The organism is Actinoplanes sp. NPDC051475, from assembly GCF_040689425.1.
Taxonomy (GTDB): domain Bacteria; phylum Actinomycetota; class Actinomycetes; order Mycobacteriales; family Micromonosporaceae; genus Actinoplanes.
The window spans coordinates 222,403-239,768 of the sequence record NZ_JBFAZZ010000007.1 but is presented as its reverse complement, the minus strand read 5'-3'; the positions used below and the strand labels follow the sequence as shown (position 1 = coordinate 239,768).

Here is a 17,366-nt window from a genome sequence, read left to right as displayed (position 1 = left end):
CGGTTAAGTTCGTAGGGTGATGACCGATGAGCGGGCCAAGGTCGCCGTCGGCGTCACCTTCGCCACCAATGGGCTGGCTTTCGGCGGGTGGCTCGCGCGCGCTCCCGCCATTCGTGACGATCTGAGCCTGTCCCCGGCGGGTTTCGGCCTGCTCCTGCTCTGTCTCTCCGGGGCCGCCGTCGCCGCGATCCCGTTGGCCGGGCCGCTCGTGCAGCGCTTCGGTCCGGCCCGCTCGGTCCTGCTCGGCAGCATGTCCGTCGTGCTCGGCCTGGTCGGGCTCGGCATCGGCGCGGCCGCCGGCGTGGTGGCGGTCGCCGGGGTGGGGCTCGTGCTCATCGGGATGGGGAACAGCACCTGGGACGTGGCGATGAACGTCGAGGGTGCGGACGTCGAACGGCGGCTCGGCCGTACGCTGATGCCCCGCTTTCATGCCGGTTTCAGCCTCGGCACGGTGGCCGGCGCGGGCGTGAGCGCTGCGGCGGCCGCGACCGGGGTGTCCGTCACCACGCAGGTGTTCGCGACCGCGGCGCTGACCGCCGTGATCATGGTGCGTACCGTGCGCCGCTTCCTGCCCGTGTCTGCGTCGCACGTCGCGCAGGGGCCGCGGGGTCGCGTACGGGACGCCTGGCGCGAACCCCGCACGCTGCTGATCGGCGTGATCATGCTGGGCTTCGGCTTCACCGAGGGCGCGGCGAACGACTGGCTCGCGATCGGCCTGGTCGACGGCTACCACGCGACCGAGGCGGTCGGCGCGATCGGCTTCGGCTTCTTCGTCACCGCGATGACCCTCGGCCGGCTCGTCGGCGGTACGGCGATCGAACGCTGGGGCCGCGTCGTCACCCTCCGGCTGACCGCGGCGTCGGCGCTCGCGGGGCTGCTCCTCGTGGTGTCGGGGATCGGGGTGCCGGCGGTGCTGGCCGGCGCCCTGCTGTGGGGCGCGGGCGCGTCGCTGGGCTTCCCGATCGGCATGAGCGCGGCCGCCGACGACCCGCTGCAAGCCGCGATCCGGGTATCGGTGGCGGGTTCCATCGGCTACGGCGCCTTCCTGGCGGGCCCGCCGCTGATCGGCCTGCTCGCCCAGCACTTCGGCGTGCTGCGGGCCCTGTGCGTGGTGGTCGCGGCGATCGGGTTGGGCCTGCTCGGCTCGGGAGCAGCCCGCCCCCTCGAGCCCGTCACCGCTCCAGGAAGTCGCCGATGACCTGGGCCAGCGGCTCCGGCTGCTCGACCACCATCGCGTGCGACGCGTCCGCCAGCTGCAGATAGCGCATCCGGGGATTCGCCTTGGCGCCCGCCGCCGCCTGCTCCACCAGATAACGGCGGTGCGCGGCGTAGAGATCGGCGAACGCCTCCTGCTCCGGCAGGTCCCGTGTCGCGAGCACGGCCAGCGTCGGCGCGGGCGTCGAGGCGTACACCGTACCCAAATCAAGATCTTTCATCAGGGTACGCAGAGAGCCGGCCGTTTCCGCAGTCGGCCGTGTCGACGTCTCGCCGTCGCGATGCACGAGGTTGCGCCGGAACCCCTCGACCCACACCTTCTCGTTGGCGCCCATGTCCCGGGCCGCCATCTGCTGGCGCTCGACCAGGTCGGGCAGGTCCGTGGCCGGGATCGTCCCGCCCGCCTGCGCCTGCATGGCGTCGAAGAGCGAGTGCAGCCGCGCGAGCTCGCCGGCCGCCTTCTCCGGGTCGAGCCCCGGCAGGTGCTCGGGGCGCGTGGGCGGCGGGTTGCCGTCGAGACCGATCACCCCGGGTGCCTCCGGGTGCCGCTGACCCCACAGCACGGCCAGCATCCCACCGAGCGAGTGCCCGGCCACGGCAGGACGGTCCAGTTCCATCTGTACGGTCACCGCGGCGATGTCACCGAGAGCGGCGTCCCACGACCACGGGCCGTCCCCGGAGCGCCCGTGTCCCCGCAGGTCCATAGTGATCACGCGGTGCCGGGGCCGCAGGGCGCGAGCCAGCGTGGTGAGCATCGCCAGGTTGCCACCGGCACCGTGCAGGAGCAGCAGCGGGGGACGATCGCCGCCGAAGTCCCGTACGGCGATCGGAAGCTCCCCGGCGTCGACCAGCCGGTCATTGATCATTGGTGTCTCCCTGCTCGCGTTCGTCACTGAGTCTCAACCGGTCCCGGATCGCCGCGGAGGGCACCCCGCCGTCCGGATGCCGGGGCAGCTTGCCGCGGCGTACCAGGTCGTGCACGCCCTGCCTGGTGATCCCGAGCATCGCCCCGGCGGTGGCCAGCGACACCGCCTCGGCCGAGGGGTGCCCCACCCGCTTCGCCACCACCCGCCCGAGCGGCGTACGCCACCACTCCAGCGGGGGATCGAAGGCCCGGTCGGACGGGTACAGCGTGGCGATCAGCCGCAGCACGGCCCCGGCGGCGGCCCGGTCGTCGTCGCCCCGCATCAGATCGGCCCACCGGCCTGCCCGGATCCGCATCAGCCGCCGCAGCGGGTCCACCGCGTCGTCGCCCTCGAGGAGGATCTCCAGCGGATCCAGCAGCCGTACGTCGAGCAGCCGCACGATGTGCTCGACCAGTTCCGCTCGCGTCGGCACGCCGGCAATCCTTCCGCTACTTGACGGGCGGTGTCAAGTAGCGACCGCTATGGTCCAGGAGTGGACACGCCGGCACCGCGACCGCTGACCGAGCCCCACCCGTCGCGCCTCGCCCCCGGCCATCCGCGCCGGGCGGAGATCCTCGCGGCCCACGCCGAGGCGCTCACCGCGGGCCAGGCGGGCTACCCCGACCCGGACACCGGACTCTTCGTGCTCACCGCCGCCTTCCTCGCCAAGCGCGGCACCTGCTGTAGTCGCGGCTGCCGTCACTGTCCGTATGTTGACGGTGTCTGAGCCGGACTTCCGTCGGCGCCCCCGAGCCAAGTACGGTGTGCCCGAATTATTCGGGAGGACACAGGTGCGCAAGCGTCCCATCGCCCTCGGCGCCGCCGTGGCGCTGCTCGCACTCGCCGGCTGCTCGGACAAGAAGGCCGACGCCGCGAGCCTGCCTCCCGTCCGCATCGTGCAGCAGCCGGCGGCGTCGGCCGGGGGAGCGTGCATCCTCTGGGACTACGCGTTCATCAAGGAGAAGATCGGCGTCGACTTCTCGATCGCGGCGTCGGACCAGGTGGACGACACGTCGACCTGCGTGGTCCAGACGACGACGGCGGAGTGGCCGTACCTGGCGCTTTCCGTGGTGGAAAGCACCAAGGCCGACGCGGAGCTGTTCACCGAGGAGCTCACGCCGGCGAAGGCGACGAAGCTCAAGGGCCTCGGCAAGGCCGGCTACCGCCTCGTGACGAAGGCGTCCGGCGGGCACGGCCCGACGGTGGAGATCGGCTGGCTGAGCGAGGCGAAGCAACTCCAGACGCTGCGCTTCACCTTCGCGAAGGGCGCGGCGAGCGGCGACGTCAAGCAGATGCAGACGAAGCTGCTGTCCCTGGCGAAGGCCATGGACACGACCGAGGGCTGAGCGGCCGGCTCGGCCCGCCCTGTCTCGCGCCCCGCGCCGCCGCGCTCAAACGGCGTCGGCGGGTCAGTGTGCGTCGACGAAGACCCGCGACGCGACCTCGCGCGGCAGCCGGATCTTGTCGCCGGACCGGTCGATCGTGACGCCGTCCCGCTCCTGAGCCACCGTCACCGTCGCGCCCGGGTCGATGCCGGCCGCGTGCAACTGCCGCAGCACCCCGGCATTCGTCTGGACGCTCTCGCAAATCCGCCGCACCACGACGCTGCCGCTCAGGCCCGGGAACGCCAGGTTGCGCTCGCCGGCGTTGATGACCGAGGCGCTGCTGTCCAGCGGCTCCTCCGGCGGGAGGCCCAGCACCTCGAGGCCCGGGATCGGGTTGCCGTACGGCGAGCGGGTCGGCCGGTTGAGCAGCTCGTAGACCTTGCGCTCCACGGAGTCGCTCATCACGTGCTCCCAGCGGCAGGCCTCTTCGTGCGCCTCCTCGTAGGGCATGCCGATGACGTTGACCAGCAGCAGCTCGGCGAGGCGGTGCTTGCGCATCACCGCGACCGCCGCGACCCGGCCCTGTTCGGTCAGGAGCAGGTGGCGGTCGTTCTCGACGGTCAGGAGCCCGTCGCGCTCCATGCGCGCGACCGTCTGGCTGACCGTGGGGCCGCTCTGGTGCAGGCGCTCGGCGATGCGCGCGCGCAGCGGCGGCACACCCTCCTCCTCGAGCTCGAGAACAGTGCGCAGGTACATCTCGGTGGTATCGACGAGATCATTCACGGTAAGGCCCTCCCAGCAGCGATATTACCTCGTAGCCGGGGGTTGACTTTCGCGCCGACGAGGTGGGTGAGCAGACCTTACCGGACCGTTCACCACGATGCCCGGAAGGGACAAATCGCCCGGCTGTGGGGCGCGCTGATCGCTGTCGGGCGGTCACGATCAACAGGCGTGCAATCCGGCTCGGGCACCGCGCCGTTTCTGTCGTACCGGCGTGGCAGAGTGGCTTTCATGGCGGACGGCACGACGGCAGTGATCTGGGACGAGGCGCTGCTCGCGTACGACATGGGTGATCACCCGCTCAACCCGGTGCGGGTCGAGCTGACCATGGCGCTCGCCCGTGAGCTGGGCATTCTCGACCGGCCCGGTGTCCGGACGGTCGTGCCGACGCCGGCCGGCGACGAGGCCCTCACCCGGGTGCACCGGCCCGACTACCTCGACGCCGTGCGGATGGCGCCGATCGATCCGTTCTTCCGCGGCTGGGGCCTCAACACCCCCGACAACCCCGTCTTCGAAGGCATGCACGAGGCGTCCGCCCGGATCTGCGGCGCCACGATCGCGGCGGTCGAGGCGGTCTGGTCCGGCGACGCCACACGCGCCGTCAACGTCTCGGGTGGGCTTCATCACGCCATGGCCGCGCGCGCGTCGGGCTTCTGCGTCTACAACGACCCCGCGGTCGCCATCGCCCGCCTCCTCGACCTCGGCGCGGAGCGCGTCGCCTATGTGGACATCGACGTGCACCACGGCGACGGCGTGCAGGCGGCTTTCTACGACGATCCTCGCGTCCTGACCGTCAGCCTCCATGAGTCGCCCCTGGCCCTGTTCCCCGGCACGGGCTACCCCGAGGAGACCGGAGGACCGCAAGCCGAGGGTACGGCGGTGAACGTCGCCCTCCCGCCCGGCACGACCGACGCCGGCTGGCTGCGCGCCTTCCATGCAATCGTGCCGTCGGTGGTGCGCGCGTTCGAGCCGCAGCTCCTGTTCACCCAGTGCGGCGCGGACGCCCACCGGCTCGACCCGCTCGCCGACCTGCGCCTCACGGTGGACGGGCAGCGGGCCGCATACATCGCGTTGCGAGCCCTGGCCGACGAGCTGTGCGACGGACGCTGGGTGGCGACCGGCGGCGGCGGGTACGCGCTGGTGGAGGTGGTGCCCCGAGCCTGGACCCACCTGCTGGCCGTGGCGACCGGCGAGCCCCTGGACCCGGGAACGGCGACGCCCCCGGCTTGGCGCAAGCTCGCGGCGACCCGCTGCCCGGGCCGCACGGTCCCCGAGGACCTCACCGACGGCGTCACGCCACCGGTCGAGCGATGGGAACCGGGCACGGCCCAAGACCCGGTCGACAAGGCCATCATGGCGACCCGGATGGCGGTCTTCCCCCTGCACGGCCTCGACCCCCACGACCCCCGCGACTGACCAGCCGGATCGATCCCGGGCCCGTGATCGGCCCGGGTTGCAGCGAGCCGGGCGATGCGTACGGCACGGCCGCCCGTCCGGCGCCAGACTTGGGAGGTGACACCGGTGACCAGAGAAGCCGACGTGCTGCTCTCGGACGGCAGCGCCGTGCACCTGCGTCCCATCCGCCCGGATGACGCGTCCGCCCTCGTGGAGTTCCACTCCCGGATGAGCGACCGCACCCGCTACCTGCGCTACTTCTCGCCCTACCCGCGCATCCCGGAGCGCGACCTCGAGCGGTTCGTCAACGTCGACCACCGCGATCGGGAGGCGTTCGTCATCGTCTCCGGCCCTCGGATCATGGCTGTCGGGCGGTACGAGCGGCTCGGGCACGAGTCGCCCGAGGCCGAGGTGGCGTTCGTGGTCGAGGACGCGCATCAGGGGCGGGGCATCGGGTCGGTGCTGCTCGAGCATCTCGCCGACGCCGCTCAGGAGAACGGCATCTCACGGTTCGTCGCCGAGGTGCTCCCGCAGAACGGCGGGATGCTGCGCGTGTTCAGCGACTTCGGCTACCAGGTCCAGCGCAAGTACGCCGACGGTGTCGTGCACCTCAGCTTCCCGATCGCCCCGACCGAGAAGTCCCGGGAGGTGCAGGACGGCCGCGAGCAGCGGACGGAGGCGAAGTCCATCGCCCGCCTGCTCCACCCGCGCGCCGTGGCGGTGTACGGCGCCAGCGCCAGTGGGCAGGGGGTCGGCGCGGCCGTGCTGGCCCACATCCGGGACGGCGGCTACACCGGCAGCATCGTGCCCGTGCACCGTAGCGCCGAGCGGGTGGCGGGGCTGCCCGCCTACCGGTCGGCGGCCGGGGCCGGTGTTGCGGTTGATCTGGCGCTCATCGCCGTACCGCCGGACGGGGTTGCGGACGCCGTGGCCGACGCTGCCGCGGCGGGCGCGGGCGGCCTGGTGGTCGTCTCGGCCGGCTTCGCGGAGGCCGGGCCGGAGGGCTCGACCGCGCAGCGGGCCCTGGTCGACGCGGCGCACGCGGCCGGCCTGCGGGTGGTCGGCCCCAACTGCCTGGGAATCGCGAACACCGATCCTTCCGTACGCCTCAACGCCACGCTCGCACCGCTGCTCCCGGCGGCGGGCCGGGTGGGCTTCTTCAGCCAGTCCGGTGCGCTCGGCGTGGCGCTGCTGGCCGAGGCCGACCGCCGCGGGCTGGGGCTGTCCAGTTTCGTGTCGGCGGGCAACCGCGTCGACGTCTCCGGCAACGACCTGCTGCAGTACTGGCAGGACGATCCCGGCACCGACGTGGTCCTGCTCTACCTGGAGACGTTCGGCAACCCGCGCAAGTTCGCCCGGCTGGCGCGGCGGATGAGCCGGGTCAAGCCCGTCGTCGCGGTGGCGTCGGCGAGCCGCCCGCCGGGACTGGCGGGCGACCTGCCCGGCCCGGACACCAAGGCGGTGACCGCGCTGTTCGCCCGCTCCGGCGTCATCCGGGTCGACACCGTCGCCGAGCTGTTCGACGTGGGCGTCCTCCTCGCCAACCAGCCGCTGCCGTCCGGCCGCCGGGTCGCCGTGGTCGGCAACTCCTCGGCGCTGTCCGGGCTCGCGGTCGCCGCCTGCCGGGCCGACGGGCTCACCGTCGCCGAGGGGTATCCGCACGACATCAGCCCGCAGGCGAGCGCCCACGATTTCGCCGATGCGCTGGCGGACGCGGCGGTGGACGACCGTGTCGACGCCCTTGTGGTGGTGTTCGCCCCGCCGCTGCCCGGCCAGCTCCCGGACGAGGACGCCGACTTCGCGGCGGCGCTGGGCAGTGTGGCGCTCGCGGGGGAGAAGCCGACGGTGGCGACGTTCCTGCTCGGCCGGCTGCCCGCGAAGGTGCCGTCGTACCCGTCGGTGGAGGAGGCGGTGCGCGCGCTGGGCCGGGTCGCCACGTACGCCGACTGGCTGCGGCGGCCGCCGGGTGTCCTGCCGGTGCTGTCCGGTGTGGACGCGGACGCGGCCGAGATCAAGGGGCCGCCGTCCGAGTTGCTTGCCGCGTACGGGATCCCGGTCGAGCCCTCCACGTCCGCGTCGACGGTCGAGGAGGCCACCGCGGCGGCGGCCGCCCTGGGCTACCCGGTCGCGCTCAAGGCGGCCGGACGGGCGCTGCGCCACCGCATCGACCTGGGCGCGGTCCGGCTGGCGCTGGCAGACGAGGACGACGTACGCGCGGCCTACCGGGAGCTGTCGGGGGCGTTCGGGCCGCACGTGCTGGTCCAGTCGATGGTGCCGCCGGGCGTCGCGTGCACCGTCGAGGTGGTGGAGGACCCGGCGTTCGGCCCGGTGGTCGGCTTCGGCCTCGGCGGCGTGGCCAGCGAACTCCTCGGCGACCTCGCCTGGCGAGCGGCGCCCCTGACCGACCGCGCCGCCGAGGCCCTCGTCGACGAGCCACGCGCGGCGCCGCTGCTGCACGGCTACCGGGGCTCCGAACCGGTCGACCGGGACGCGCTGATCGACCTCCTGCTCCGCGTGGGCCGGTTGGCGGACGAGCATCCCCGCCTGCGCGCCCTCTCCCTCAACCCGGTCCTGGCCCGCCCGGACGGGTACGCGGTCCTGCACGCCTCGATGGAGCTCGGCGAGGGCGGCACCCGGCAGGACACCGGCCCCCGCCGGCTCTACACCGCCTGATCCCGAGCCACGACGGCGAAAGCAGGCCGGGACAAGGGTTGCTCGCGAGCAATGGTTCCTCTACGGTAACCGTTACCAGAGAGGAACCTATGACTGCGGACGCGGTTTTCGACGCCCTGGGTGACCCGATGCGGCGACGCATCGTGGAACGGCTGCACACCGGGCCGCTGCCGGTCGGTGAGCTCGCCGCAACCCTGCCGGTCGGCCGGCCGGCCGTCAGTAAGCACCTCAAAGTTCTCGAGGGTGCCGGCTTGGTCGAGCACCGCAGCGTCGGCACCCGCAACCTCTACCTGCTGGCGCCGCTCGGGTTCGTCGCCCTCCAGCAGTGGCTGGTGCAGACCTGGGACGCAGCCCTGTCCGCGTACGCGGACGACGTCGCCGATCAGCAGGAGGAGAAATGAACGCCCTGCCGCCAGTCCGCCGCCAGGTCGTCGTGCCGGCCGCCGCCGACGTCGCGTTCCGGGTCTTCGCCGAACGGATCGGAGCCTGGTGGCCACTGGCCCGGTTCAGCGTCCACGGCGAGAAGGCGACTGTCGAGTTCCGCGACGGCCGCTTGATCGAGACCGGCCCGGACGGCGAGGTCGCCGAGTGGGGCACGGTCCTGCACTGGCAGCCGCCGCACGAGCTGCGCATGACGTGGCACCCCGGGCGAGGCCCCGACCAGGGCGGAGAGGTCGCAGTGTCGTTCGTGCCGGTCACCCCGACGCAGACCCTCGTGACGATCGAACATTCAGGCTGGGAGAAGTACGCGGACCCGGTCGCCGGCCGGGACGAATACCGCAACGGATGGCCTGCTGTCGTCGGCGCGTTCGCGGCGCAGCTCCCGGGGAACGCCGATGACGGTGAGCCGGTGTGGCTCGTGCTGCACCACACGCCGGCACCCGGCGTCGACAACGTGTTCGATCATCCTGGATTCCGCGGTCATCCGGCCTTTCTGGCACAGCTGCGGGAACGAGGAATCCTCGTCGCGGCCGGTCCGTTTCCGCTGAGCGGTGAGGGCATGACCATTCTGCGCCTGAGCGAGGCCTCCCAAGTGCCGGACGTGGTCCGCGCGGCCACCGAGGACGACAGCAGCGTCGCCGCCGGCGTCCTCGACGTCCACGTTCGACCCTGGACACCGATGATCACCGGCACGGCGCTGACCTGACCGGCCACCGGATGAGGCGAGCCCGGTCAGGCCGGTTCGCCGCCGGTCGTGGTCCCCAAGAGGCGCAGGGCGAGGCGGTTCGCCGCGGCCAGGGCGGCGAGCAGCACCGCGAGAACGATGTGGCCAGTCGCCGTCAGCGCGACCGCCGCCCCGCCGAACACCACCCACTCCGGCAGCAGGCGCAGCGGGTCCGCAAGAGGCCGGCGAGCCTTGGGCGCCACCCACTGCCCCCACACCACCGCCCCGGCCAGCGGTAACGCCACCGCGGTGAGGATGCGCAGCCACACCGGCCCCGGAAGATGCCAGCCGCCGTACGCGAGGGCCGCCAGTGCCGCGACCTCCAGGGCGAAGCGCAGGACGAGATTGATCGCCTTCATGCCGCGGATGATGCCAGGACATGACAAAGGCCGGCCGCGGGATGCGGCCGGCCGTTGCGAACGATCAGCTGGCGTACGCCTCCAGCCGCGACGCCCGCTCCGGGTCGCGCAGCTTCGACATCGTGACCTTCTCGATCTGGCGGATGCGCTCGCGGCTCAGGCCGAACTCGCGGCCCACCTCGTCGAGCGTGCGCTGGCGGCCGTCGTCGAGGCCGAAGCGGAGGCGGATCACGGCGGACTCGCGCTCCGACAGGGTCGCCAGGACGATCTCGACCTCGTTGCGGAGCTCGCCCTGGGCGACGGCGCCGCCCGGCTCGGCGTTCGGGTCCACCGCCGCGACGAAGTCGCCGAGGGCGCTCTCGCCGTCCTCGCCGACCGCCTGGTCCAGGCTGACCGGCTCGCGGTCGTACGAGATGAGCTCGATGATCTGGAACTCGGGCACGCCCATGGCCTGGGCGATCTCGGCGACGCCGGGCTCGCGGCCGAGTTGGGTGGCGAGGTCGCGGCGGGCCCGGACCATGCGGTTGACCTGCTCGACCATGTGCACCGGGATGCGGATGGTGCGGGCCTGGTCGGCCATGGCGCGGGTGATGGCCTGGCGGATCCACCAGGTGGCGTACGTGGAGAACTTGTAGCCCTTGGTGTAGTCGAACTTCTCGACCGCGCGGATCAGGCCGAGGTTGCCTTCCTGGATGAGGTCGAGGAAGGCCATGCCGCGGCCGGTGTAGCGCTTCGCGATGCTGACCACGAGCCGGAGGTTCGCCTCCAGCAGGTGGTTCTTCGCGGCGCGGCCCTCGGCGATGATGATCTCGAGGAGCGGGCCGAGGTCGTCGCCGGCCGCGGGGAGCTTCTCCTCGGCGTACAGGCCGGCCTCGATGCGCTTCGAGAGGGTCACCTCCTCGACAGCGGTGAGGAGGCGGGTCCGGCCGATGCCGTTGAGGTACGCCCGGACGAGGTCCGCGGAGACTCCGCGCTCGTCGGTGGCGTCCAAATCGGCCAGGGCCTCGACACCGTCTGAAATGATGTTCTCGGCGGTAACCACCGTGGACTCCGTCGCCTTCATCTGCAGGACCACCTTTCAGTCCCCTCCCCGCTCAACCGATGTCGTGCTACCCAGCCGCATTCGTGCCGGTGATCAAAAGTTTGGACCGGGGGGCGTTAAGCGGAGGTGAGGCAGCCGTACGGGTGGCATGAATCGGGGAGAACCCTGAGGTCGGGGACCCGACAGTGCGCCCGGATTGAGGGGACATTTACCGACCACGGTGCAATTCCGAATGTCTTGTCCGAGACCGGTAATCTGCGTGGAGGAACGGGGTCGACGAGGAGGTTCGGTGGTTTTCAAGCGGTTTATGCAGGCGATGGGCGTGGGCGGGCCGTCCGTCGAGACGGTGCTCACCAATCCCAACTGCAGGCCCGGCGGATACCTGGAGGGCCAGGTGCACGTCGTGGGCGGCGACCACGCCGTCGACGTCGAGTACGTGGCGGTCGGGCTGACCACCCGGGTCGAGGTGGAGAGCGGCGACAGCGAGTACAACACCGATCAGGAGTTCCACCGCCAGCGCCTCACCGGCTCGTTCAAGCTCGACGCGGGCGCGCGCCACGACATCCCGTTCCGCTTCGACGTGCCGTGGGAGACCCCGATCACCGAGGTGTACGGCCAGCACCTGCACGGCATGACGATGGGGCTGCGTACCGAACTCGAGGTGGCCCGGGCGGTCGACAAGGGTGACCTGGACGCCGTGGCCGTGCACCCGCTGCCGGCCCAGGAGCGCATCCTCGACGCCTTCCTGCGGCTGGGCTTCCGCTTCAGCCGCGCCGACGTGGAGCGCGGCCACGTGTACGGCGTGCAGCAGACGCTGCCGTTCTACCAGGAGATCGAGTTCTACCCGCCGGCCCAGTACGCGCACGGCATCAACCAGCTCGAGGTGACGTTCATCCCGACGCCGCAGCAGCTGCAGGTGGTGCTCGAGATCGACAAGCGCGGCGGCCTCTTCACCGAGGGTCACGACGCGTTCGGCCGGTTCGACGTCGACTACCACACCGTCGACCAGGTCGACTGGACCGCACAGCTCAACGGCTGGCTGCAGCAGTCCGCGCAGCGCCGCGGTTTCTTCTAGAGCTCCAGCAGGACGGTTCGCGGGCCCACGTTCACGCTCTCCACGAGCATGTGGGCCCGGAACCGGCCGGTCTCGACCGTCGCCCCGCGGGCACGCAAAGCCTCGACGAACGCCGTGACCAGCGGCTCGGCCACCTCGGCGGGGGCGGCGGCGGACCAGGTGGGCCGCCGGCCCTTGCGCGCGTCGCCGTAGAGAGTGAACTGGCTGACCACCAGCAGCGGCGCGCCCGCGTCAAGAGCGGAGCGCTCGTCGTCGAGGATGCGCAGCTCGTGCACCTTGCGCGCCATGGTCTCGGCGAGCGCCGCGGTGTCGGTGTGCGTGACGCCGAGCAGCACGAGCAGGCCGTCCTCGATCTTCCCGACGACCTGCTCGTCCACGGTCACGCTCGCCCGGCTGACGGTCTGGATCAGCGCCTTCATCGCCGCAGACGATAGCGGGTCAGTCGGCCGCGGGGTCCGGGTCCATCGCGCCGGTGGTCGCGTCGCCGGTGGTGGTGTTCGCGACACCCGCGCCGTGCCGGGCCTGCGGCTTGAAGCTGTTGGGGCCGGCCGTACCGCCGGTGGTGGTCATGATGCCGCCGCCCTCGGGCGGCGGGCCGCCGTCCTTGAGCTGCTCCGGGTCCGTTCCCGCGGGAATGGTGCTGGACAGGCCCGGATCGTCGTCCTTGTAGTCGCTCATGGTGGCAGTGGTGCCCGAAGTGCGCGGTGACAAACCGGGCTCGGCGCCGACATCATGGTCAGATGCCACGGGGATTGCGTTACGTCGATGCCGTCAAGCTCCTGGACGGGGCGGGCCCCGCGGCGAAGGCCGTGGACGACCTCATCGGCGGCGTGCTGTCGGTCGCCACCGCCGGCGGCTCCGACCTCGCCCTGTCGCTCTTCGACGCCAAGACCGAGATGGTCCGGCTCGGCCACGCGGTGGCCGGCAAGATCCATGAAACGGTACGCGGGTTGCCGCGCCACGACCGCAGCAGCCGCCTCCAGGCCTCGCACGGCGTCCTGGTGGTGACCGCCTTCTTCGAGGCCTTCGACGAAGTGGTGACCATCAGCGGGGTGGCCTCGCCGGGGTTGACTCGCGACGAGCAGATCAGGCTGGCCACCGGCACCCGCGTCGACGGCGCCTGGCTCGAGCACCTCGTCACCGCGCCCATCCCGGTCCCCGCCCCCGAGCTTCCCTACGAGGACCTGTGCGCGGGCCTGTCGGCGTACTTCACGGCGGCGAGCGTCCGCCTGAACGACTTCGTGGCGGGCCTGGCCGTGTGGGAGGTCGCGAGCCACGGGGAGCGCCGGGCCGCCAGCGAGCTCCTGCAGTACCGGCTCCCCGGGCTGGCGCTGCGGCGGTACGAGGAGATGAGCCGCCGGCTGGCGCTGGACGTTCCGGAATTCGGAGTGTGGGTGCAGCAGGCCGAGTCACGGGCGATCGGCCACAGCCTGAACGGGTTGCGGGAGCTGCTGGAGCGGGCCGGGTCGGACCGGCGCGCCGAGGGCTGGCGGGCGGCGCTCGCGGCCGCGTACCGGGCCGACCTGGAAGCGCCGGTGGTGCGCGGGGACGCCGGGGAGGTGCGGGTTCCGACGCTGGGGGAGGCGTACCTCGATCCGCGGTTCCGAGCCCGGGCCGCGGCGCCCGGCTCGAACCCGGCCGAGGAGTCGTGGTGGGCCGGTGAGGTCCGCGACGACCTCGCGGCGTTCCTCGCCGGCTACCTCACCACGCCGCAGGCCGCCGAGGCGCCGCTGGTGCTGCTCGGGCAGCCGGGGGCGGGCAAGTCGGCGCTGACCCGGGTGCTCGCCGCCCGGCTGCCGGCCGCGGACTTTCTCGTGGTCCGGGTGGTGCTGCGGGAGGTGCCGGCCGAGGCCGGCGTGCAGGACCAGGTGGAGCTCGCCGTCCGCGCCGCGATCGGGGAGACCGTCGCCTGGCCGGAGCTGACCCGCGCGGCGGCGGGCGCCCTGCCGGTCATCCTCCTCGACGGGTTCGACGAGCTGATCCAGGCCACCGGCATCCACCAGTCCGACTACCTGCAGCGGGTGGCAGCGTTCCAGCAGCGCGAGTCCGTCCTCGGCCGCCCGGTGGCCGTCGTCGTCACGAGCCGCCTCGCCGTGGCCGACCGCGCCCGGCTTCCCGGCGGCGCGCTCGCCGTACGGCTGGAGGGGTTCGACGAGGCCCAGGTCGCGGCCTGGCTGGCGACCTGGGACCGGGTCAACGCCGGCCGCGCGGGGTATCGGCCGTTGCCGGCCGGGGTGTTCGCGCGCTTCCCGGACTTCTGCGAGCAGCCGCTGCTGCTGCTCATGCTCGCGCTCTACGACGCCGCCACGCACGCCTTGCAGAGCGGGGACACGCTCGAGACCGCCGAGCTGTACGAACGGCTGCTGAGCAGCTTCGCCGAGCGCGAGGTACGCCGGCTGCACCCGCGGGAGCCCGAGGCGGCGGTGCCCCGGCTGGTCGAGGAGGAACTGGTCAGGCTGTCCGTGGTGGCGTTCGCGATGTTCAACCGGCTGCGGCAGTCGATCACCGAGCGGGAACTCGACGCGGATCTGGCCGCGCTGGACATCACGTCGGCGGGCCCGGGGCGTACCGAGGCGTTCCACCGGCCGCTGACCGCGGGGGAGGAGCTGATCGGGCGGTTCTTCTTCATCCAGCGGTCCCGTGCCACGCAGGACGACCGGGTCCTGCAGACGTACGAGTTCCTGCACGCCACCTTCGGCGAGTTCCTGGTGGCCCGGCTGGTGGTGCGGGCCCTGCGCGAGACGGCGGCCCGGGCGGCCGTGGCGCGGTTGCCCCTCGGCGGCGGGCGCCGTGACGACGGGCTCGTGCAAACGCTGCTGGGTTACTCCCCGCTGGCGGCGCGGGCGACCGTCCTGCCCTTCGTCTCGTCCCTGCTGGGCGGAGAGGACCGCACCGCGATCCGGGAGTGGCTGGTGGACGCGTTGCGCGCCGCCCTGACCCGGCCCGCGTACCCGGCGTACGAGTACCGGCCGGTCGACAAGCGGGTCGATCACATGATGGCGACGTACTCGCTGAATCTGACCCTGCTCGCCCTCGCCTGCGGTGAGCCGCTGCGCGCCTCGGAGCTCTTCGTCCACGCGGGAGACCCGGCGGCGTGGCTGCGCGGCGCGGCGCTGCAGTGGGAAGCGGCGGTGCCCTCCGGGATCTGGGCCGAGCTCGTCGCCACGCTGACGGTGATCCGTACCCGGGACGGCGACCGCCGGGACCTCGTGCTGGATCCCACGTCCGAGCGCCGCTTCCCGGCCGTCGACCTGGACTGGCTCACCACCGGTGCGGCCGTGCCCTACGACCGGGTAGCCAACCGACTCCACCTGACCGCGGACACCGGCGGCGATCTGCTCCGGATGGCCGCCGAACCGCTCGCCCGGTGGATGCCGGACGCCCTCACCACCGTCGTGGCGGTGGACGAGGAGGACGCCGACACGGTCGCGCACTGCCTGGTCCGGGTCTGGGTCAGCTCGGCCCGCCGGTCCGCCGGGCTCGCCGCCGACTACGACCGTGCAGTCAGGACGCTGTTCGGCGGCGGCCCGGAACAGGCGGCCTCGCAGCTGCACTTCGGGCGGGCCGCGCGGCTGCTGCTCGGCATGCTGTCCCGGGACGCGGGCCGGCTACCGGTCCGGGACGTGCTCGCCTGGCTGCGGCTCGTCGCCGTCAGTGGCTATCTCCGGCGCGCGGTCCCGGAGGTGCTGGAGTGCCTCGTGGCGGTGCGGGCGCCGGGCGGTCACGGCCTGGCCGAGCTGCTCGGCGAGATGGATCTCCGCCGGCTCCGCCTGGCGCCCGCCGACCAGCTGCGGGCCCTCGCCGCCCTGCACGAACTGGAGGGCAGTCTGCTGCACGCGTACCTGCGCAGCCTGCGGGAACATCTGGTGCCCGACGCCGCGGCGGCGATGGCCGACCCCGAGGCCCGCGAGGTGCTGGCAGCGGACCGCTCGCTCGCGGCGCGCGTCGAGCGGGCGCTGGATCAGTAGTCCCCGTCGGCGCCTACCGTGGCGAACGCCGGAAGCTCGCCGCGCTCCCGGGCCGCGAGGCCGTCGAGGATCGACTCGGTGGCGGTCGTCCCGAAGCGGGTCGCTCCCGCCTCGTGCAGGGCCAGCAGCGTGTCCAGCGTACGGACGCCGCCCGAGGCCTTGACCTCGACGGACGGCGACACGGTCGCGCGCATGAGCCGGATGTCCTCGAGCGTCGCGCCGCCCGGCGCGAAGCCGGTGCTGGTCTTCACGAAGTGGGCCCCGGCCCGTTCGGCGATCCGGCACCCCGCCACCTTCTGCTCGTCGGTCAGGTACGCGGTCTCCAGGATCACCTTGACGACCCGGCCCTGAGCGGCGGCCACCACCGCGGCAAGGTCGTCGTACACGTAGCCGGTCTCGCCGCCGCGCAGCCGCCCGACGGCCAGCACCACGTCGATCTCGTCGGCGCCCGCGTCGGCCAGCGCCCGGGTCTCCGCGACCTTGACCGCCGTGGCGATGCTGCCGTGCGGGAAGCCGGCCACCGTGCCGACCAGCACACCCGTGCCGGCGAGCGCGGCCGCCGCGAGCTCCACGTCCACCGGCCGTACGCAGACCGACGCCGTCCCGCGCCGAGCGGCCACCTCACAGCCTCGCCGCACGTCGTCGGTGGTGAGCTCGGGGCGCAGCAGCGCGTGGTCGATCATCTTGGCCACGTTCATCGGGTGTCTCCTGTCCGGGGTGGCTGCACGTCGAAGGTGACGTGCAGCGAGTAGCGGTCGCCGACGTAGCGGCTGACCGAGTGTTCGAGGGGTTGCGAGTGCTGGTCGACGATGATCCGGCTCTCCACCAGCAGCGGCTCGGTGGCGGGGATCTGCAGGTGCCCGGCGTCGGCGCCGGCGAGCTGGGCGCTGAGCGTCGAGGAGCCCAGGGTCGGCCGCAGCCCGAGGTCGTGCAGCGCGCGGTGCAGCGAGCCCGCCTCCAGGTCGACGTCGAGCAGGGCGGTGAGGTGGGGCGGGAAGCAGGCGTACTCGATCGCCCACGGGACGTCGTCGGCAAGCCGTACCCGGACGATCGAGACCACCCGGGCAGCCGCCGCCGTCAGCTGCAAGGCCGCCGCCTCCTCGGCCGTCGCGGGCCGCACCTCGGCCTCGACCAGGCGCGACGACGGCGTCCGGCCCCAGCTGATCACCTGGTCGTGAAAGCTCATCAGGGTGCCGGCGGCACGCGGCGCGGGACGTTGCCGCACGAACGTGCCCCGGCCCTGGACCCGCTCGATCAGCCCGTCGGCCTCGAGCGCGTTGAGGGCGGCCCGCACGGTCATCCGGGCGACGCCGAACTCCTCGGCGAGCGCCGACTCGGCCGGGACCACGTCGCCGGGCTCGGCGCGCGCGAGACGGGCGCGCAGGGCCCGCTCGATCCGCACATAGAGCGGCGTCTTCGCCATGACTCCTCCAGGTCGTCTAGACAACCTAGAGGTTGCACGAT

The 17,366-nt window shown here is 72.6% G+C and carries 17 protein-coding genes and 1 pseudogene; 9 read left to right on the top strand and 9 right to left on the bottom strand.

The window, feature by feature from the left end:
• Positions 1-19 precede the first annotated feature (19 nt).
• Positions 20-1,198, top strand: a complete 1,179-nt coding sequence (locus AB0368_RS17015; protein ID WP_366154922.1) for an MFS transporter — start codon at positions 20-22, stop codon at positions 1,196-1,198.
• Here the strand turns inward: AB0368_RS17015 and AB0368_RS17010 are convergent.
• Both AB0368_RS17010 and AB0368_RS17005 read right to left on the bottom strand, forming a co-directional pair.
• A complete protein-coding gene (locus AB0368_RS17010) occupies positions 1,173-2,081 on the bottom strand; it encodes an alpha/beta hydrolase (protein WP_366154814.1) in 909 nt (302 codons plus the stop codon). The two genes, AB0368_RS17015 and AB0368_RS17010, sit on opposite strands and share 26 nt — an antisense overlap.
• Complete coding sequence (locus tag AB0368_RS17005; protein WP_366154813.1) at positions 2,071-2,553, bottom strand: hypothetical protein; 483 nt, start codon at positions 2,551-2,553, stop codon at positions 2,071-2,073. The genes AB0368_RS17010 and AB0368_RS17005 overlap by 11 nt, the downstream gene beginning before the upstream one ends.
• 60 nt (positions 2,554-2,613) lie before the next feature.
• On the opposite strand from AB0368_RS17005, the gene AB0368_RS17000 reads away from it, so the two are divergent.
• Positions 2,614-2,847 (top strand): DUF5522 domain-containing protein, encoded by a 234-nt coding sequence (locus AB0368_RS17000; protein ID WP_366154812.1) that lies wholly within the window; start codon positions 2,614-2,616, stop codon positions 2,845-2,847.
• A 64-nt stretch (positions 2,848-2,911) separates the two neighbouring features.
• Positions 2,912-3,466: a hypothetical protein gene (locus tag AB0368_RS16995; RefSeq protein WP_366154811.1), complete on the top strand. Its 555-nt coding sequence runs from the start codon at positions 2,912-2,914 to the stop codon at positions 3,464-3,466.
• A 63-nt stretch (positions 3,467-3,529) separates the two neighbouring features.
• Here AB0368_RS16995 and AB0368_RS16990 read toward each other — a convergent pair whose 3' ends face one another.
• On the bottom strand, positions 3,530-4,228 hold the full coding sequence (locus AB0368_RS16990; protein WP_366154810.1) for a metal-dependent transcriptional regulator: 699 nt from the start codon (positions 4,226-4,228) through the stop codon (positions 3,530-3,532).
• Between the two features lie 228 nt (positions 4,229-4,456).
• Here AB0368_RS16990 and AB0368_RS16985 point away from each other — a divergent pair, with 228 nt between their 5' ends.
• From AB0368_RS16985 to AB0368_RS16970, 4 genes are all read left to right on the top strand, one after another.
• On the top strand, positions 4,457-5,641 hold the full coding sequence (locus AB0368_RS16985; protein WP_366154809.1) for an acetoin utilization protein AcuC: 1,185 nt from the start codon (positions 4,457-4,459) through the stop codon (positions 5,639-5,641).
• A 96-nt stretch (positions 5,642-5,737) separates the two neighbouring features.
• Positions 5,738-8,293: a GNAT family N-acetyltransferase gene (locus tag AB0368_RS16980; protein WP_366154808.1), complete on the top strand. Its 2,556-nt coding sequence runs from the start codon at positions 5,738-5,740 to the stop codon at positions 8,291-8,293.
• A gap of 89 nt (positions 8,294-8,382) precedes the next feature.
• Positions 8,383-8,694: a metalloregulator ArsR/SmtB family transcription factor gene (locus AB0368_RS16975; protein ID WP_366154807.1), complete on the top strand. Its 312-nt coding sequence runs from the start codon at positions 8,383-8,385 to the stop codon at positions 8,692-8,694.
• Positions 8,691-9,440: an SRPBCC domain-containing protein gene (locus AB0368_RS16970; protein WP_366154806.1), complete on the top strand. Its 750-nt coding sequence runs from the start codon at positions 8,691-8,693 to the stop codon at positions 9,438-9,440. Before AB0368_RS16975 ends, AB0368_RS16970 begins: the two co-directional genes overlap by 4 nt.
• Before the next feature lie 26 nt (positions 9,441-9,466).
• On the opposite strand, the gene AB0368_RS16965 is transcribed toward AB0368_RS16970, so the two are convergent.
• Positions 9,467-9,817 carry a YrdB family protein gene (locus AB0368_RS16965; protein ID WP_366154805.1) on the bottom strand — a complete coding sequence of 117 codons (351 nt, stop codon included), beginning with the start codon at positions 9,815-9,817 and terminating at the stop codon, positions 9,467-9,469.
• A 64-nt stretch (positions 9,818-9,881) separates the two neighbouring features.
• Positions 9,882-10,880: an RNA polymerase sigma factor SigB gene (gene sigB / locus AB0368_RS16960; protein WP_366154804.1), complete on the bottom strand. Its 999-nt coding sequence runs from the start codon at positions 10,878-10,880 to the stop codon at positions 9,882-9,884.
• 268 nt (positions 10,881-11,148) lie between these two features.
• Here sigB and AB0368_RS16955 point away from each other — a divergent pair, with 268 nt between their 5' ends.
• Positions 11,149-11,934, top strand: coding sequence for a sporulation protein (locus AB0368_RS16955; RefSeq protein WP_366154803.1), 786 nt, complete (start codon positions 11,149-11,151; stop codon positions 11,932-11,934).
• Here the strand turns inward: AB0368_RS16955 and dtd are convergent.
• Both dtd and AB0368_RS16945 read right to left on the bottom strand, forming a co-directional pair.
• The gene (dtd, locus tag AB0368_RS16950) at positions 11,931-12,353 is read right to left on the bottom strand and encodes a D-aminoacyl-tRNA deacylase (RefSeq protein WP_366154802.1); all 423 of its coding nucleotides are present in this window, start codon (positions 12,351-12,353) and stop codon (positions 11,931-11,933) included. The genes AB0368_RS16955 and dtd overlap by 4 nt on opposite strands.
• A 19-nt stretch (positions 12,354-12,372) precedes the next feature.
• A pseudogene (locus AB0368_RS16945) lies at positions 12,373-12,555 on the bottom strand (hypothetical protein); the annotation flags it as partial.
• Between the two features lie 119 nt (positions 12,556-12,674).
• Between AB0368_RS16945 and AB0368_RS16940 the strand changes: the two are divergent.
• Positions 12,675-15,902: a hypothetical protein gene (locus tag AB0368_RS16940; protein ID WP_366154801.1), complete on the top strand. Its 3,228-nt coding sequence runs from the start codon at positions 12,675-12,677 to the stop codon at positions 15,900-15,902.
• Here AB0368_RS16940 and deoC read toward each other — a convergent pair.
• Both deoC and AB0368_RS16930 read right to left on the bottom strand, forming a co-directional pair.
• Positions 15,896-16,600, bottom strand: coding sequence for a deoxyribose-phosphate aldolase (gene deoC / locus AB0368_RS16935; RefSeq protein WP_366154800.1), 705 nt, complete (start codon positions 16,598-16,600; stop codon positions 15,896-15,898). The genes AB0368_RS16940 and deoC overlap by 7 nt on opposite strands.
• Complete coding sequence (locus AB0368_RS16930) at positions 16,597-17,325, bottom strand: GntR family transcriptional regulator (protein ID WP_366154799.1); 729 nt, start codon at positions 17,323-17,325, stop codon at positions 16,597-16,599. The genes deoC and AB0368_RS16930 overlap by 4 nt, the downstream gene beginning before the upstream one ends.
• Positions 17,326-17,366 lie beyond the last annotated feature (41 nt).

Coding starts and splice junctions, on each gene's coding strand:
- AB0368_RS17015 (WP_366154922.1), top strand. CDS start 20: ATGACCGATGAGCGGGCCAAGGTCGCCGTCGGCGTCACCTTCGCCACC.
- AB0368_RS17010 (WP_366154814.1), bottom strand. CDS start 2,081: ATGATCAATGACCGGCTGGTCGACGCCGGGGAGCTTCCGATCGCCGTA.
- AB0368_RS16970 (WP_366154806.1), top strand. CDS start 8,691: ATGAACGCCCTGCCGCCAGTCCGCCGCCAGGTCGTCGTGCCGGCCGCC.
- sigB (WP_366154804.1), bottom strand. CDS start 10,880: ATGAAGGCGACGGAGTCCACGGTGGTTACCGCCGAGAACATCATTTCA.
- AB0368_RS16985 (WP_366154809.1), top strand. CDS start 4,457: ATGGCGGACGGCACGACGGCAGTGATCTGGGACGAGGCGCTGCTCGCG.
- AB0368_RS16930 (WP_366154799.1), bottom strand. CDS start 17,325: ATGGCGAAGACGCCGCTCTATGTGCGGATCGAGCGGGCCCTGCGCGCC.
- deoC (WP_366154800.1), bottom strand. CDS start 16,600: ATGAACGTGGCCAAGATGATCGACCACGCGCTGCTGCGCCCCGAGCTC.
- dtd (WP_366154802.1), bottom strand. CDS start 12,353: ATGAAGGCGCTGATCCAGACCGTCAGCCGGGCGAGCGTGACCGTGGAC.
- AB0368_RS16965 (WP_366154805.1), bottom strand. CDS start 9,817: ATGAAGGCGATCAATCTCGTCCTGCGCTTCGCCCTGGAGGTCGCGGCA.
- AB0368_RS16975 (WP_366154807.1), top strand. CDS start 8,383: ATGACTGCGGACGCGGTTTTCGACGCCCTGGGTGACCCGATGCGGCGA.
- AB0368_RS16940 (WP_366154801.1), top strand. CDS start 12,675: ATGCCACGGGGATTGCGTTACGTCGATGCCGTCAAGCTCCTGGACGGG.